General features: G+C 50.7%; 13 protein-coding genes. 11 read left to right on the forward strand and 2 right to left on the reverse strand.

Features of this window, described 5'->3' with window-relative positions; translation table 11 throughout:
* Position 1: 1 nt before the first annotated feature.
* The 6 genes from KE531_13115 (at position 2) to KE531_13140 (ending at position 8,206) form a co-directional block, all read left to right on the forward strand.
* A complete protein-coding gene (locus tag KE531_13115; protein ID MBR9954536.1) occupies positions 2–820 on the forward strand; it encodes an ABC transporter permease in 819 nt (272 codons plus the stop codon).
* A gap of 8 nt (positions 821–828) precedes the next feature.
* The gene (locus tag KE531_13120) at positions 829–2,205 is read left to right on the forward strand and encodes an ABC transporter ATP-binding protein (GenBank protein MBR9954537.1); all 1,377 of its coding nucleotides are present in this window, start codon (positions 829–831) and stop codon (positions 2,203–2,205) included.
* A complete protein-coding gene (locus tag KE531_13125; GenBank protein MBR9954538.1) occupies positions 2,202–3,134 on the forward strand; it encodes a hypothetical protein in 933 nt (310 codons plus the stop codon). The genes KE531_13120 and KE531_13125 overlap by 4 nt, the downstream gene beginning before the upstream one ends.
* Entirely contained in the window at positions 3,131–6,250 is a 3,120-nt protein-coding gene (locus tag KE531_13130; protein MBR9954539.1) for a glycosyltransferase, read from the forward strand. The genes KE531_13125 and KE531_13130 overlap by 4 nt, the downstream gene beginning before the upstream one ends.
* Positions 6,251–6,349: 99 nt before the next feature.
* Positions 6,350–7,510 carry a flagellin lysine-N-methylase gene (gene fliB / locus KE531_13135; GenBank protein MBR9954540.1) on the forward strand — a complete coding sequence of 387 codons (1,161 nt, stop codon included), beginning with the start codon at positions 6,350–6,352 and terminating at the stop codon, positions 7,508–7,510.
* Between the two features lie 273 nt (positions 7,511–7,783).
* Positions 7,784–8,206 carry a TIGR04076 family protein gene (locus KE531_13140; protein ID MBR9954541.1) on the forward strand — a complete coding sequence of 141 codons (423 nt, stop codon included), beginning with the start codon at positions 7,784–7,786 and terminating at the stop codon, positions 8,204–8,206.
* Positions 8,207–8,245: 39 nt separating this feature from the next.
* On the opposite strand, the gene KE531_13145 is transcribed toward KE531_13140, so the two are convergent.
* Positions 8,246–8,791, reverse strand: coding sequence for a rhomboid family intramembrane serine protease (locus KE531_13145; GenBank protein ID MBR9954542.1), 546 nt, complete (start codon positions 8,789–8,791; stop codon positions 8,246–8,248).
* Positions 8,792–8,994: 203 nt separating this feature from the next.
* On the opposite strand from KE531_13145, the gene KE531_13150 reads away from it, so the two are divergent.
* The 5 genes from KE531_13150 to KE531_13170 all read left to right on the forward strand — a co-directional run bounded on the left by KE531_13150 (position 8,995) and on the right by KE531_13170 (position 12,948).
* A complete protein-coding gene (locus KE531_13150; GenBank protein ID MBR9954543.1) occupies positions 8,995–9,240 on the forward strand; it encodes a hypothetical protein in 246 nt (81 codons plus the stop codon).
* Positions 9,241–9,437: 197 nt separating this feature from the next.
* Positions 9,438–10,127: an HNH endonuclease gene (locus KE531_13155; GenBank protein MBR9954544.1), complete on the forward strand. Its 690-nt coding sequence runs from the start codon at positions 9,438–9,440 to the stop codon at positions 10,125–10,127.
* Between the two features lie 44 nt (positions 10,128–10,171).
* Positions 10,172–10,519, forward strand: a complete 348-nt coding sequence (gene mobC, locus KE531_13160; protein ID MBR9954545.1) for a plasmid mobilization relaxosome protein MobC — start codon at positions 10,172–10,174, stop codon at positions 10,517–10,519.
* Positions 10,520–10,819: 300 nt separating this feature from the next.
* Positions 10,820–11,212: a hypothetical protein gene (locus tag KE531_13165; GenBank protein ID MBR9954546.1), complete on the forward strand. Its 393-nt coding sequence runs from the start codon at positions 10,820–10,822 to the stop codon at positions 11,210–11,212.
* Positions 11,209–12,948 (forward strand): recombinase family protein, encoded by a 1,740-nt coding sequence (locus KE531_13170; GenBank protein MBR9954547.1) that lies wholly within the window; start codon positions 11,209–11,211, stop codon positions 12,946–12,948. The genes KE531_13165 and KE531_13170 overlap by 4 nt, the downstream gene beginning before the upstream one ends.
* 57 nt (positions 12,949–13,005) lie before the next feature.
* Here the strand turns inward: KE531_13170 and KE531_13175 are convergent, their stop codons facing one another.
* Positions 13,006–14,445: a D-alanyl-D-alanine carboxypeptidase gene (locus KE531_13175; GenBank protein MBR9954548.1), complete on the reverse strand. Its 1,440-nt coding sequence runs from the start codon at positions 14,443–14,445 to the stop codon at positions 13,006–13,008.
* Between the last annotated feature and the right edge of the window lie 170 nt (positions 14,446–14,615).

Consider the following 14,615-nt stretch of genomic DNA (forward strand, 5'->3'; position numbering starts at 1 on the left):
CGTGAATTATACGGTATCACTTTTAAAGGAACTGGTGAAGAAGCACCGCCTCGTCTGGGATTTGGCGAAGGCGGATTTTAAGAAGCGGTTTGTCGGCTCCTATTTCGGCATCGTCTGGATGTTTGTCCAGCCCATCGTCACTGTGCTGATTTACTGGCTGATTTTCGGCCCCATCGGCTTTAAGAGCGCGCCGCCGGTGCCAAATGCGTCCTATGTCCAGTGGCTCGTGCCGGGCATTGCGCCGTGGTTTTTCTTCTCCGAGGCCTTAAACTGCGGGACGGGCTGTCTCCAGGAATACAATTACCTGGTGAAAAAGGTGGTGTTCCGGGTGGAGATTCTGCCGGTCATCAAGCTCATTTCCTGCCTGTTCGTCCACTGCTTTTTCGTGGCGATCATGTTTGTGGTGTTTTTAATCAGCGGGAAAATGCCGATGGTTTCCTGGCTCCAGATCGTTTATTACGCCTTTGCGGCGTCCATGCTGGCGTTAGCCATTTCGTATTTTACAAGCGCCATCCAGGTATTTTTTAAGGACATGGCGCAGATTGTGAGCATCTGCCTCCAGTTCGGCATGTGGCTGACGCCGATCATGTACAGCGAGCAGCTTTTTGTGGACAAAGGCTTTACGATGGCGCCGTTTATCTTAAAGCTGAACCCGTTTTATTACATTGCGGCCGGCTACCGGGACAGCATGCTGACCGGCGACTGGTTTTTCATGAGGCCGACTCTGACCGTCTATTTCTGGGGCTTTACCCTGGTGATGATGGTTGTGGGGCTCAAGGTGTTTAAGCGGCTGCGCCCGCATTTTTCTGATGTACTTTAGGAGGGACCATGTCTGAAAATGCCATTGAAGTAAAAGACGTGACAAAAATATACAGACTGTACGAAAAGCCCATTGACCGGCTGAAGGAGTCCCTGAGTCTTACCCACAAGGAATATCACAAGGATTTCTTCGCCTTAAACAAGCTGTCCTTTGACGTGAAAAAGGGCCAGACCGTCGGCATCATCGGGACAAACGGCTCGGGGAAATCCACGATTTTAAAGATTATCACCGGAGTCCTGACGCCGACCACCGGCACAGTCATGGTGGACGGGAAGATTTCGGCCCTTTTAGAGTTAGGCGCCGGCTTCAACATGGATTATACCGGCATCGAGAACATTTACATGAACGGCACTATGATGGGCTTCACGAAAAAGGAGATGGATGAAAAGCTTCAGGAAATCCTGGACTTTGCTGATATCGGGGATTTCGTCTACCAGCCGGTGAAGACGTATTCCAGCGGTATGTTTGTGCGGCTGGCCTTTGCCCTCGCCATCAACGTGGAGCCGGAAATCCTGATTGTGGACGAGGCCCTTTCCGTCGGCGACGTGTTCTTCCAGGCCAAATGCTACCGCCGGATGGAGGAAATCCGAAAGAGCGGCACGACGATCCTCATGGTGACCCACGACATGGGCAGCATCATCAAATACTGCGACAAGGTGGTGCTTTTAAACCGCGGCGAGTTCATCGCCGAGGGGCCGGCCGGGCGCATGGTGGACTTATATAAGAAGATTCTGGCAAACCAGATGGATTCTTTGAGGGAAGAGCTGGAAAACGACTATTCCGGCGGGATGGATGAAGACGGCAATACGGCCGGTGACGGCAGCCAGCCAGACGCAGATAAAGGTGCGGCCAATGGCCGGGGAGCAGCCGGAAACGGGGCAGCCGACGGCGGCGGGCTTATGAAGGAGAAAATCACCATCAACGAGAACCGCACTGAGTACGGCGACGGCCGGGCGGAGATTTTTGACCTTGGGCTTTTGGACGCGCGGGGGAACTTAACGAATCTCCTTTTAAAAGGCGAGATGTTCACGATCCGGGAGCGGATCCGCTTCCATGCGCCGTTAAAGAACCCGATTTTTACGTACACCATTAAAGATAAAAAGGGTACGGAGCTTTCCGGCACCAACACCATGTACGAGGGGACGGACGTGAAGCCGGTGGAATCCGGCGATATCTACGACGTTTCCTTCACCCAGAAAATGACGCTTCAGGGCGGGGAATACCTGCTTTCCATGAGCTGTACCGGCTTTGAGGGCGAGGAGCTTGTGGTGTACCATAGGCTTTATGACGTGGCGAATATTACGGTGATTTCCAATAAAAACACCGTGGGCGTCTACGACATGGAATCCCAGGTGGAGGCGAAGCTGACGAGAGGACAGTCATGATGGATTACAGTTATGAAATTCTGGATTTGTTAAAGAAATATGACGGGGACGAGCAGGCGGCACTGGCGGGCGAGAAAAGCCCGCAGTGCCTTTATGCGTTTTCGCCCCTGCGGGAAAACCTGCTTGAGTGGGCAGAGATAAAAAAGGAAGACCGGGTGCTCCAGATCGGTTCTGACTACGGGGCGCTCACGGGACTTCTTTCTAAAAAAGCCGGGGAGGTCGTGGTGTTGGATGGCCGCGACGAGAACCTGGAAGTGAACCGGCTCCGCCATAAGGACAGGGAAAATATCCGGTACGTGCGCGGGCGGATGGCAGGCGAAGAAACAGATGGAGCGGGGCTTCCCGTGATTGCAGACGGGTTCGGGGAGCAGGAATACCGGGAGTACTTTGGCGGCGGCGCCGGAGAAGGGGAGACTCATCAAACCGGTAGGCGGCATGAAAAAATGCCGGTCTCCGAGCTCATGAAGGCGCCCTTTGACTATGTGATTCTCATCGGATACCTGGGACAGAACAAAAAGGAATGGGCATCCAGGATCCTTTCCTGGGCGGCCGGCTTCCTCCGCCCCGGCGGGACGCTTTTTGCGGCGGCGGAAAACGAGGCAGGCGTCCGCTACTGGATGGGAGCGAGACACACGGAAGAAGCGTTTTTGGAGGCAGAATTCCGAGGACTGTTTGAAGAACTGAAGGCAGCGCACGGCGGGGATTACCTGATTTATTATCCTGTGCCGGATTACCGGTACCCGGTGACGCTTTACTCGGACGCCTATCTTCCGAAGACCGGCGACGTGACGAATATTTCAGCGCGGCTTGACGGGCCCGGCTTCTGGTTCGGAAGCGAGGAGGAGGCCATGGCGAAGGCGTGCCAGAACGGGGAGTTCACGAAATTTGCCAATTCATTCCTTGGCGTCTGGGAGAAAGGGAACCTATGAGACGGATTGAGTATGTAAAATATAACAGAACGCGGGCGGAGAAATTCCAGTTAAAGACGGAAATCATCCGGGAGGACGGCGTGCTTTTCGTGGAAAAGACGGCGCTCACAGAGGCGGGAGCCGCCCATATCCGTTCGTTTCGTGATAAATATGAGAAAATCCGGGATTTGAATCCGGGGATTCGGTTTTTAGAGCCGCGGTTTTCCGAAGACGGGAGAACCGTCGGGTTCCCGTACCTTGAGGGAGAGACCGTAGGAGACCGCCTGGGGAAAGAAATCCGTATGGGTGAGGTGCCCTATGAGGCGCTTTTTGAGGCTATGCGGCTGGTGTTTCCGGAGGATTTTTCGGGGACGGAGGACGGTGACGCAAAGGTTTTCCATCCGTCGCCGGAATTTGTTTCCGTCTTCGGTGAGGTGCCGGAATTTTCGGATCGTGCTGTGCCGGTTTCCAACGTGGACGGGCTTTTTGAAAACCTGATGATTTCGGACGGGACAGTTTACGGCATCGACTACGAGTGGGTGTTCGACTTTCCGATTCCGGCAAAGTTCCTTCATTACCGGAATCTTTTATATTTTTACCGCCGCTATGAGGGGATTTTAAAGGCGGGACAGGAGGAAATCTTTTCTCGCTTCGGCATCGGGCCAGAGCTTCAGGAAATTTTCGCTTCCATGGAGGAACATTTCCAGTCTTACGTCCACGGCGAGGGCAGCTTCCAGTACATGAAGCAGTACGAGCAGGAGACGAAGACCTTGGAATTCCTTCTCGACCGTGAGAGCGAGCTTTATAAGGTCAAGGAGTGGTGCGAGGCCTTAAAGCAGGAAATCGAAGAAAAGGATGTCACCATCGTAAAACAGCAGGAGGTTCAGCGCCTCACCAACAACCACGTGGCGAACCTGGACATCATCATCGGCGATCTGCGCCGGGAGAACGCGGAGATTGCAAAGACCCTTCAGTACCTTGCAAAACACGAAGCCGTCATGTGGAAGGTGTTAAGAAAAATCCATCAGGCAGTGGATAAGGTCATGCCCAAGGGCACCAGGAAGCGGAAAATCCTGGAATACTGCAAAAACACCATGTTTCATCCCGGAAAATATGGGAAGCTCTATTTTTCCGCCGACGGAAGGAACCGCATCCGCGGCGACTTTAAGATCGGCGAGGGATACTTAGAGCATGGGAAGCTCCGGTTTGTGAAAGAAGAGGCGCCCATCGTCTCCATCGTGATTCCGGTGTACAACCAGATTCATTATACTTACGCCTGCCTGCTTTCGATTTTAGAGCACACGAAGGACGTGCCCTACGAGGTCATCATCGCCGACGACGTGTCCACCGACGCCACGAAGGAACTGTTCCGCTATGTGGAAAATGTGACCGTCTGCCGGAATCAGACGAACCAGGGCTTTTTAAGAAACTGCAACAATGCGGCTAAATCAGCCCGCGGCAAGTATGTGATGTTTTTAAATAACGATACCCAGGTGACGCCGGGGTGGCTTTCGTCCCTCGTGGATTTAATCGAGTCGGACGATACCATCGGCATGGTAGGCTCCAAGCTGGTGTACCCGGACGGACGGCTCCAGGAGGCCGGCGGCATCATCTGGAGCGACGGCTCCGGCTGGAATTACGGGAGGTTGGATGATCCGGACAAGGCCGAGTACAACTATGTGAAGGACGTGGACTATATTTCCGGCGCGGCCATCCTGTTATCCGTGAAGCTCTGGAAGGAGATCGGCGGCTTCGATGACCGGTTTGCTCCGGCCTACTGCGAGGATTCCGACCTGGCGTTCGAGGTGAGAAAGGCTGGCTACCGGGTGGTTTACCAGCCGCTCTCCAAGGTCATCCATTTTGAGGGCGTTTCCAACGGCACCGACGTAAACGGCACAGGCTTAAAACGGTACCAGGTGGAAAACAGCAAAAAATTAAAAGAAAAATGGGCCGAAGAATTCAAAAAGCAGTGCGTCAACACGGGAAATCCCAACCCGTTCCGTGCCAGGGAGCGGAGCATGGGGAAACCGGTGATTCTTGTGGTTGACCATTATGTGCCCACCTACGATAAGGACGCCGGTTCCAAAACCACGTTCCAGTATTTGAAAATGTTTCTCAAAAAGGGATATGCAGTGAAGTTCTTAGGCGACAATTTCCTTCACGAGGAGCCGTATTCCACGACGCTTCAGCAGATGGGGATCGAAATTTTATACGGCCCGGAGTACCAGTCCGGCATCTGGGACTGGATCATGAAAAATAAGGATGAAATTGATTTCGCCTACTTAAACAGGCCGCATATTGCCACAAAATACGTGGATTTCTTAAAGAAAAACACGGATATCAAGATCATCTACTACGGCCATGACCTGCATTTTCTGCGGGAATACCGGGAATACGAGCTGACCGGGGATATCCAGAAAAAGCGGGAGTCCGATTACTGGAAATCCATCGAGTTTTCGCTGATGGAAAAGGCGGCCGTCTCCTATTACCCGTCCTACGTGGAAGAGGAAGCCATCCATGCGGTGAAGCCGGAAATCCCTGTGAAGGCCATCACGGCGTATGTGTATGAGAGCTTTTTGGAGAACATTGACCGTGACTTTGAAAAGCGGGAGGGGCTTTTATTCGTGGGCGGCTTTGCCCATCCGCCGAATGCCGACGCCGTCCTCTGGTTTGCGAGGGAGGTATTCCCGAAAATCCGGGAAAAACTTTCCGTAAACTTCTATGTTGTTGGCTCCAAGGTAACGGAGGAGATTAAGGCGTTGGAACAGCCGGGAAGCGGCATCATCGTCAAAGGCTTTGTGACCGAGGAAGAGCTTTCGAGACTTTATGCAGAGTGCCGCGTTGTGGTGGTGCCGCTCCGCTACGGCGCAGGTGTCAAGGGAAAGGTGGTAGAGGCCGTCTATAACGGCGCGGCCATCGTTACCACGTCCGTAGGCGCCGAGGGAATTCCCGAGGCAGAGCATGTCATGCGGATCGCCGATGAGCCGGAGGCGTTCGCGGCGGCTGTGACGGAAATCTACGAGTCGCCTGAGACCTGCCTTTCCATGAGCGAGGCGACCCAGAGCTACATCCGGGAACATTTCAGCGTGGATGCCGCCTGGAAGGTGATCGAAGAGGACTTTACAAAAGAAAGCTAAGAGACGGGCCGGCCGGCACAAAACGGCCGGCCTTCGTGCATGATGAGAATGGCCGGACACAGGCTTTTTGGTCTGCGGCCGGGGAATCAGGAGGTGCGTATGGAAATCCGGTATCCGGATTATTACGGAAAATTTCGCTGTCTGGCGGGGGACTGTCCCGATACCTGCTGCGTAGGCTGGGAGATCCGGCTGGATAAGGAAACGAGAAAGCGGTACCGGCGGGAAGCCATGCGCCGGGATGAAATAGGCAAAAAATTCCGAAAATATGCGAAAAACGGACATCTTGTCCCGGCGGACGGGTTCTGCCCATTCTTAGACGGCCACGGGCTTTGCAGCATCTGCACGGAGCTTGGCGAGGACGCCATGTGCAGAACGTGCAGGCGGTACCCGCGGCACGAAGAGGACTACGGGAGGCTTCATGAGCGCCTGCTTCTTCTTTCCTGCCCGGAGGCCGCAAGGCTTGTGATTTCTGAGGGAAAGGGGGAATATCTGGTAAAGAAAAGGCCAAACCGCCCGGTTTCCATGGCGGGGATCGACGAGGGACTCCTTTCGCTTCTCCTTTCCATGCGGGAGACGCTCTGGCGCATCGGGAAAAACAGGAAGCTTTCCATGGACGGGCGGCTCTTAATGGCTCTTTCCCTCGGACATGACGCCATGCGCCGGCTTCGCGCCGGACGCCCGGAGGAGATTTTGACGCTTCTTTCCCGCTATGAAGCCGATACGGCGCCGGAGCAGTTCCTCCGTCTTTTAAACAGGCGGGAGCAGGCAGAGAGCCGGTTTGCTTTCATGGCAGATTTCATGGAAGTTCTCTCCGGGCTTTCGCCCATCAGCCCCAAATGGCCGGACATGCTGGAACGCTGCCGGAAGACTCTTTATCATGAGCCGGGCTGCCGGGCACGGTATGATGGGGAACGGGAGAAATTCCTTTTGGAAAATCCGGAGCTTACGCTCCATTGGGAGAGGCTCTTCGGATACTTTATCTATTCGTTTTTCCTTTCGTCGCTCTATGACGGGGATGTGTACGGAAATGTCCGGCTGGCGGTTTACTGCACGTTCGCGGTGATGGAACTGGACTTTGCCGAGTGGCGCACGTCCGGCCGCCCGGCAGGCGGATGGGACGGCAAACAGGCAGAAATCTGCCATGTGTTTGCAAGGCAGGTGGAAAACTCGGATGAGAACCGGAAAGTTCTGGCGGAAGCTTTGACGGCGGGACGGTTCGGGATCGGCGAGGCGGCTGCGGGGGTGCCGGTGCGTTTTTAAGCTTTTATCCCACAAAGCAATACACAGGGGTTTGATAAATCGAGATATATTTTTTCGTAAAACTTTCAGCCTGCATATCATTTGAAGCAGAAGATATGCAGGCTGAAACCATATAATCTACTGTGAAAAATGCAGAATATTTCTGAAGTACAGAATTTGTCAGAACTGGCAGATAAATTGATACAGGATGCCATGGAGGCTGGGAACGACGCGTTCCGTTTCAATATGGCGTTTGAAAATATCCGGCAATCAAAGGAAAGTGAGGATACAAAAATGGAATATCAGGTAAAGGTTACGGTATTGGACAAAAAGTTATTTCCGGAGTTACAGGCCAGGTACTGTGCCGTCCCGGACAGCGGAAAATGTCCCTGTTACAATGTCGGCGATGAATTTCTATTTTATCGAAATGATGAGAGGGATGATTATTGGCATATGGGCGCAGGAACGCTGGTAAAGAGCGGCAAGCCGGATGAGGGAGTGCTGATGTCCCCCGGAACAATGCACTGCGGAACGGAAGGAGTTCCCTTTTGCGCGGAAGCCTGGGATGCGATCAGCAGATATATTTATGCAGCTCTTCAGGGCGGGGCGATCATGCGTGGCTGGACAAAAGATGATAAAGTCATGATTGCCTGCTGCAATGACGGTACAAGGCCTGTGATCTTTAAAATTGAGAGAATTGACGTAAGTGAATCATAAGATCGAAAGAAAGAGGGGCGGCCTGTTAAAACGCCGCCCTTAAAACATCCCCGCCCAAGTTCCCGCAGCGCTAAAAAGAAAGCCGCACCCAAACGCCATCAGATGAATCACGAACGTCGAAAGGTTTTTAGAAAAGATGGGAATGTTTCCAAGCACGGCAATCCCGAGAATCCAGGAGGCATACACCGTCCCCGTCTGAAACCGCGGAAGCTCCGGCCGCAGAAGCTGGAACGCGAGAAGAAGCCCAAACAGGGAGAACACGACGGGGGAGCCGCCGATGCTGGTGCTCTCGGGATAAAAGGCCGAGAACAGGAGATTGGCGAGGGTACCGGAGAGGATAGTAAAGACCGTAAGCTTCCATCCTTCCGTCTGTCCGTTTAAAAAGCCGGTGACAAAGTACATGCCGGCGGCGTTGACAGCCAGGTGGAACAGATTTACATGGAGAAGCAGCCCGGTAAACAGCCGGTAATACTCCTTTCCGATTATATGAAGCCCGCGGTTTGCGAAAAGCTTCTGCATGTCCGTCCGAAAGCCCAAGGCATAAAACACAAGCCAGGCAGCGATCCATAAATATCCCGTTTTCATACTCAGTCTCCTTTTCTTATGATTTTTTCTAAGGAACCCCACATCCTTAGATGGGTGCTCGTAAGACAGTAATTCTAAAAAATTACTATTTTACGGCATCTGTCTGACAGGGTTGGAAACAACAATGAAAAGAACGATGTCGAGTCGCATGACCGGCATCGTTCTTTTTTGTAACAAAATATAAAAATACGGAGGTATTCACCATGAAACACCTGTTATCTTGCGAATTTAACCTTGATACCGCTTGTGTAGAGCTTTGCTTTTCAGATGGCAGCATGGTTTCTATTAATACTATCGCCGTTGAAAATGAGGTAGCCAACAATATGTATCAGCGGTCAGAACTTGATTATCTTATCTACAATGACCCTGCCGCATATGCTGATTTAATCCTTAACGGCGATCCAGAAGCCTATCTCAAAGCAGTCACACAGTACAAGCCGCTTGATTGATTTTCGTTATCAAAGTTATCAAACAAGAGCCACCCTGTCATTCAGCGGGGTAGCTCTTGTTTTGGCAAGGATTTGTTCATGAAAAGTTTTACTTTAGCACAATAAATTTTGACCAATCTCTTGAAAATGCGCTCGTTTGTGGGTACAATGGAGTGTGTACACACAAACGATAAGTTGATCTGGATTGTGAGGTAAGTATGAAGTTTGAAGTGACTGATTATCATAGATACTCTTCTGATAGTGAACTGATTGACGATCTTAAACATGTGGCCGAAATTATAAAAAAAGACACTGTTACCTTAGATGAATATAATGATTATGGAAGTTTTCACTCTACGACGTTAACACGAAGATTTGGTTCATGGTTTAAGTGCTTAGAGATGGCTGGACTTTCTGCATCAAGGTCGAGAATTGGAATATCTAATGAAGAATTATTTGAAGAACTTGAGCGTATATGGACAATACTTGGCAGACAGCCGTCGTATACACAAATGCGGGATATGTCTCGTTTTTCGATTGGAACATATGAGAAAAGATTCAACGGATGGCGGAATACATTAAAGGCATTTGTAACCTATATAAATGGAGACGAACATGAAGATTCTGTTGATAAATTACCGCTTGATGCATCAGCTACTCAGAACAGCCTAAACTATCAACATAAAACATCTCGAACGATAAACCTAAGACTAAGGTTTCTTGTTTTACAAAGAGATAATTTCTGCTGCTGTAAATGTGGAGCTTCCCCTGCAAAAGACCAGGCTGTTGAATTGCAGGTTGACCATATTATTCCTTGGTCTAAGGGAGGAGAAACGGTTATTGACAATTTGCAAACGTTGTGCTCAAAATGCAATTTAGGAAAGAGCAACCTTACTCAAGAAAAATAAAAGGAAATCATTAAAACTTATTAACAAAATATGGAGTGCTAATAATGCCAGACAACAGAAATCGTCAGCGCCCGATACAGGTAAAATTCTTTGTGAACGAAAAAGAGCTTGACCTAATAAAACAGAAAATGGCACAGATGGGAACAGACAACATGAGTGCCTATCTCCGCAAAATGGCAATCGACGGGTATGTTGTAAATTTGGATATGCCTGAACTCCGTGAGCTGACTTCCAAAATGAAACGGATATCCAACAGCGAAAACCAGATTGCCAAACAGCTCAACACAACGGGTAACATCTACGAAGCTGACATTGAAGAAATCAAAAAGAATCAGGAGGAAATTTACGAAGGCATTAAAAAAATCCTGCTTTCTCTTTCCCATCTGAAATGATGTCAGCTCCGTAGGAGCGTAGCCGATTTTGAAAAAATCGTCAAAGGGTTTGGGATGCTTCCCAACAAGCTTTTGCAAAAGTCAGCTTCGCTGAAATTTGCAAAACGCACGATGTGTGTACACACGTGCACTGCTTGCCAATTTTGTTTTGACCTTTGTACGCAGATGGAAGATTTACATTTTTCGCAAAATCGGCAAGGCTGTATTTTCTGAAAAATCACAGTGTGCAGTTACACCTGCTGTGCTTGCTATCCCAGAGATACTTTAGAATCAAAGCGAATGAAAAGGAGGCTCGACAGGATGGATGAGAAACAAAAAGAGGAAGAAGTTCGTGAGCTTACTCCCGAAGAAATAGACGATATGATTCTTGAAGAACAGATTGCGAGTGGAGAGTATGACGAGGAAGTTTCCGAATACTACTTCTCCAATCCCGACCCGTATGCCAAGGTCGAGTCTCGCCCCGATGATGCACCAAAGCGTGACATCAAGTTTGATGAGAACGGTAACATTGTTGTAAGAAATCTGTCTGCCTTTTGGCTGCCCGAATTGACAATCGTGGATGAAATCGGCGGCGCAGAATATACCGTTACAGGCAGCTATGAGGGCACGGAAACTCTTGATAAAAAGCTCAAACGCATTATGGAGCAGAACGCTGCCGATGATAAATCCGATATCACGGAGGATGGCGAATGAATAACGACACCTCTCTTGATATAAACAACAATTCCAATCCTGTACAGACAGTTGCCCAACCGAAGGAGGATAACGAAATGTTAAGGGCAACCGACAAAATCACAGCACTTTATTGCAGATTGTCCGTAGAGGACACCAAGGATGAGAAGAAAAACGGCAAAGAGGATTTGTCAAATTCCATCCAAAATCAAAAGGCTATGTTGCTTCAATACGCACGAGATCATCGCTTCCCCCACCCGACATTTTTCATTGATGACGGCTACAGCGGTGTGACCTATGATCGTCCTGGTTTTCAGAAAATGCTTGATGAAATTGAAGCCGGTCATGTGGGTACGGTCATTACGAAAGACCTGTCAAGGCTTGGGCGAAACTCCGCTTTGACGGGACTGTATATCAACTACACTTTCCCTCAGAACGATGTCCGCTACATCGCCATCAACGACCACTTTGACAGCATCAACCCCAACAGCACCGACAGTGACATTGCCGGTATTAAAAACTGGTTCAACGAATTTTTCGCCAAAGATACAAGCCGAAAGATTCGTGCGGTGCAAAAAGCAAAGGGTGAGCGTGGTGAACGATTGACCGTCCATGTGCCATATGGCTACATGAAAAATCCCGAAAATCCAAAGGAATGGATTATTGACGAGGAAGCTGCACAGGTGGTCAAGAAGATTTTCACGCTCTGTATGAACGGGCGTGGACCAAGCCAAATTGCAGACCAGCTTGAAAAAGATAAAGTTCTCACACCTACTGCATACAAAAACAAGCAAGGTGTGAAAACACCGCACACTGAGCCGGAGAACCCTTATCGCTGGCACGAAAGCACCATTGTCAATATTCTTGAACGAAAAGAGTACATTGGCGCAACGGTCAACTTCAAGACCTACACCAATTCTATTTGGGACAAGAAGCAGAGGGAGAATCCCGAAGAAAATCGAGTGATTTTCTACAACACTCATCCTGCCATTATCGAGCAGGAAGTCTTTGACAAGGTACAGGAAATTCGTCAGCAGCGACACAGGCGAACCGCAACAGGCAAGAGCAGTCCGTTTTCGGGATTGGTGTTCTGTGCTGATTGCAAGCAGAAGCTCTACTATTCCACCACCAAGTACTTTGAAAAGCGACAGGACTTTTTTATCTGTTCCACTCACCGTGCCAACAAGGACAAGTGCAGTGGACACTATATTCGTGCCGTAGTTTTGGAGGATTTGGTCTGGAATCACATGAAAGAGGTTATCTCGTATGTGACCCGATATGAAGCACATTTCAGGGAGGGAATGGAGCAAAAACTCCGTCTGCAAAGCGAGGAAACCATAAGGGTATATAAGAAGCGTCTGGCACAGGCAGAAAAGCGTATAGGGGAACTTGACCGCCTGTTTATCAAAATCTACGAGGACAACGCCAAGGGCAAGCTGAACGATGATCGCTTTGCCATGATGAGCAAGACCTACGAGGACGAGCAGGCGCAGCTCAAAGTTGAAATCATAAATCTGCAAAAAGAAGTCGAAGTACAGGAACGACAGATAGAAGATCTTGAACAGTTTATTCAGCGGGCACATAGATACACCGACCTCACGGAACTTACGCCATATGCTCTCAGAGAGCTTGTAAAAGCGGTTTATGTGGAGGCACCGGATAAGTCCAGCGGCAAGCGCAAACAGAGGGTACATATCGAATATGACCTTGTGGGCTACATTCCTGTGGATGAACTGATAAAAGCGGAACAGGCATGACCGAAATCATGCCTGTTCCAAGAAATTCACATATTACTGTTTTACGACCACCGAGCATTATTTCCGCTTCTTTTTCGCCTCGGCCAGGAGCCGTTCAAATTCCTCTTCCTCCCCGGCCGCCTTTAACCTCTCGCGGCGCTGTTCCCGGCGCCTTTTGAGTGCTTCGGCCTCTTTTTTCCGGTTCTGTATGATCCAGTATGCGCCGCCGCCAAGGAGCGCAAGGACAACGGCAGCCAGCACGATAAGCGCGATGGTACCGGCGGAAATGGAACCGCGCGCCGCGGCATCAGAAGAAGCCGGCATGGCCGGTTCCGTTTCAGCGCCAGGAGTTTCGTTTCCGGCCGGCACAGTTTCTTCCGGCGCCTCAGCCGGTGCGGCCGGTGCTTCCTTTGTGAGCAGGAACGCCGTTCCCACCACCCGCTCGTTGTAAGTATAGGTCATCAGGGCGACAGCCCGCTCCGGATGATTTTCCGGAAGCTCTCCGACGGTAAGCTCGGCGTCTTCCAGAGCCGCCTCCAGCGGAAGCGTGATCTGGCTTCCCGGCTCGATCATCAGCTCCGAGGCTTTAAAGGAGCCGCCTGGAAGCTCAAGGGTCTCATCTCCTGTCACGTACCGCTCTTCCGTCTCGGATATGTCCACGTTCTGAAAACTCCGGAAGCCGAAGGAGAGAAGCTCTGTGCTGTCTAAGAAATACTGACGCGGCGAGCCTTTCAGGATCACGGAGACGAGACGCCGCCCGTCCTGCTCGGCGTATGTCACAAGCGTATTCCCTGCGGCGATGAGATAGCCGGTCTTTCCGGCTTTTGCCGGCGCATAGTAATAGTCGTCGTCAGGCTTTAAAAGCCGGTGTTCCTGGGTGACGGTCAGGCCGCCCGGATAGTTGGTGGTTCCGGCAAGCTTATGGCTTAAGGTGGAGCTGATGGAAAGCAGATCCGGGTTATTGAAAGCCGCCTGGGAAATCAGGGCCATGTCGTAGGCGGACACATACTGGGTGTCGCCGTTTAAGCCGGAGGGGTTGTCAAAATGGCTTTCTTCACAGCCCAGCTCCGTAAGCTTTTCATTCATAAGATCCACAAAGGCAGAAATAGAGCCGGCCGTGTGCTCCGCCAGGGCGTTGGCCGCCTGGTTGGAGGAGACTAAAAGCATCCCGTAAAGGCAGTTCTCCACGGTGAGCTGGTCGCCGGCCACGCTTCCCAGTTTATTGCCGCTGTCGGGTTCCACGCTGTTTACGGCCGTCTCCGAAAAGGTGACGGTCTCGTCAAGCGCACAGTGTTCCAGCACGACAAGGGCCGTCAAAAGCTTGGTGATGCTTGCGGGGGGATAGGCGACGTGGATGTTCTGGCCGAAAAGGACGGCGCCGGAATCCATGTCCATGACAATGCCGGCCTCTGCCTGGATGCCGGTGTCGGACGGCCAGGCGGGCCTGGCGTATGCGGTAATGACGAAAAGCTGGCAGGCCAGCAAAACACAGATCAGTTTCTTTATCTTCTGCTTCAATGCGAAATCCTCCTGATTCATTCCATAAAAGTCCTGAAGTTTATCGTACCGTATTTGTTTTCATTATTCAAGTGAATTTTCTGGTCAGGAAAGAAAAACGGAAGAAGGACTGGAAATTGTGCCCTGGTTTGTAGTACAATAATAGATACGCCAAAAAGAAATGCCGCCGG

The organism is Eubacteriaceae bacterium Marseille-Q4139 (assembly GCA_018223415.1).
Lineage (GTDB): Bacteria > Bacillota > Clostridia > Lachnospirales > Lachnospiraceae > CABSIM01.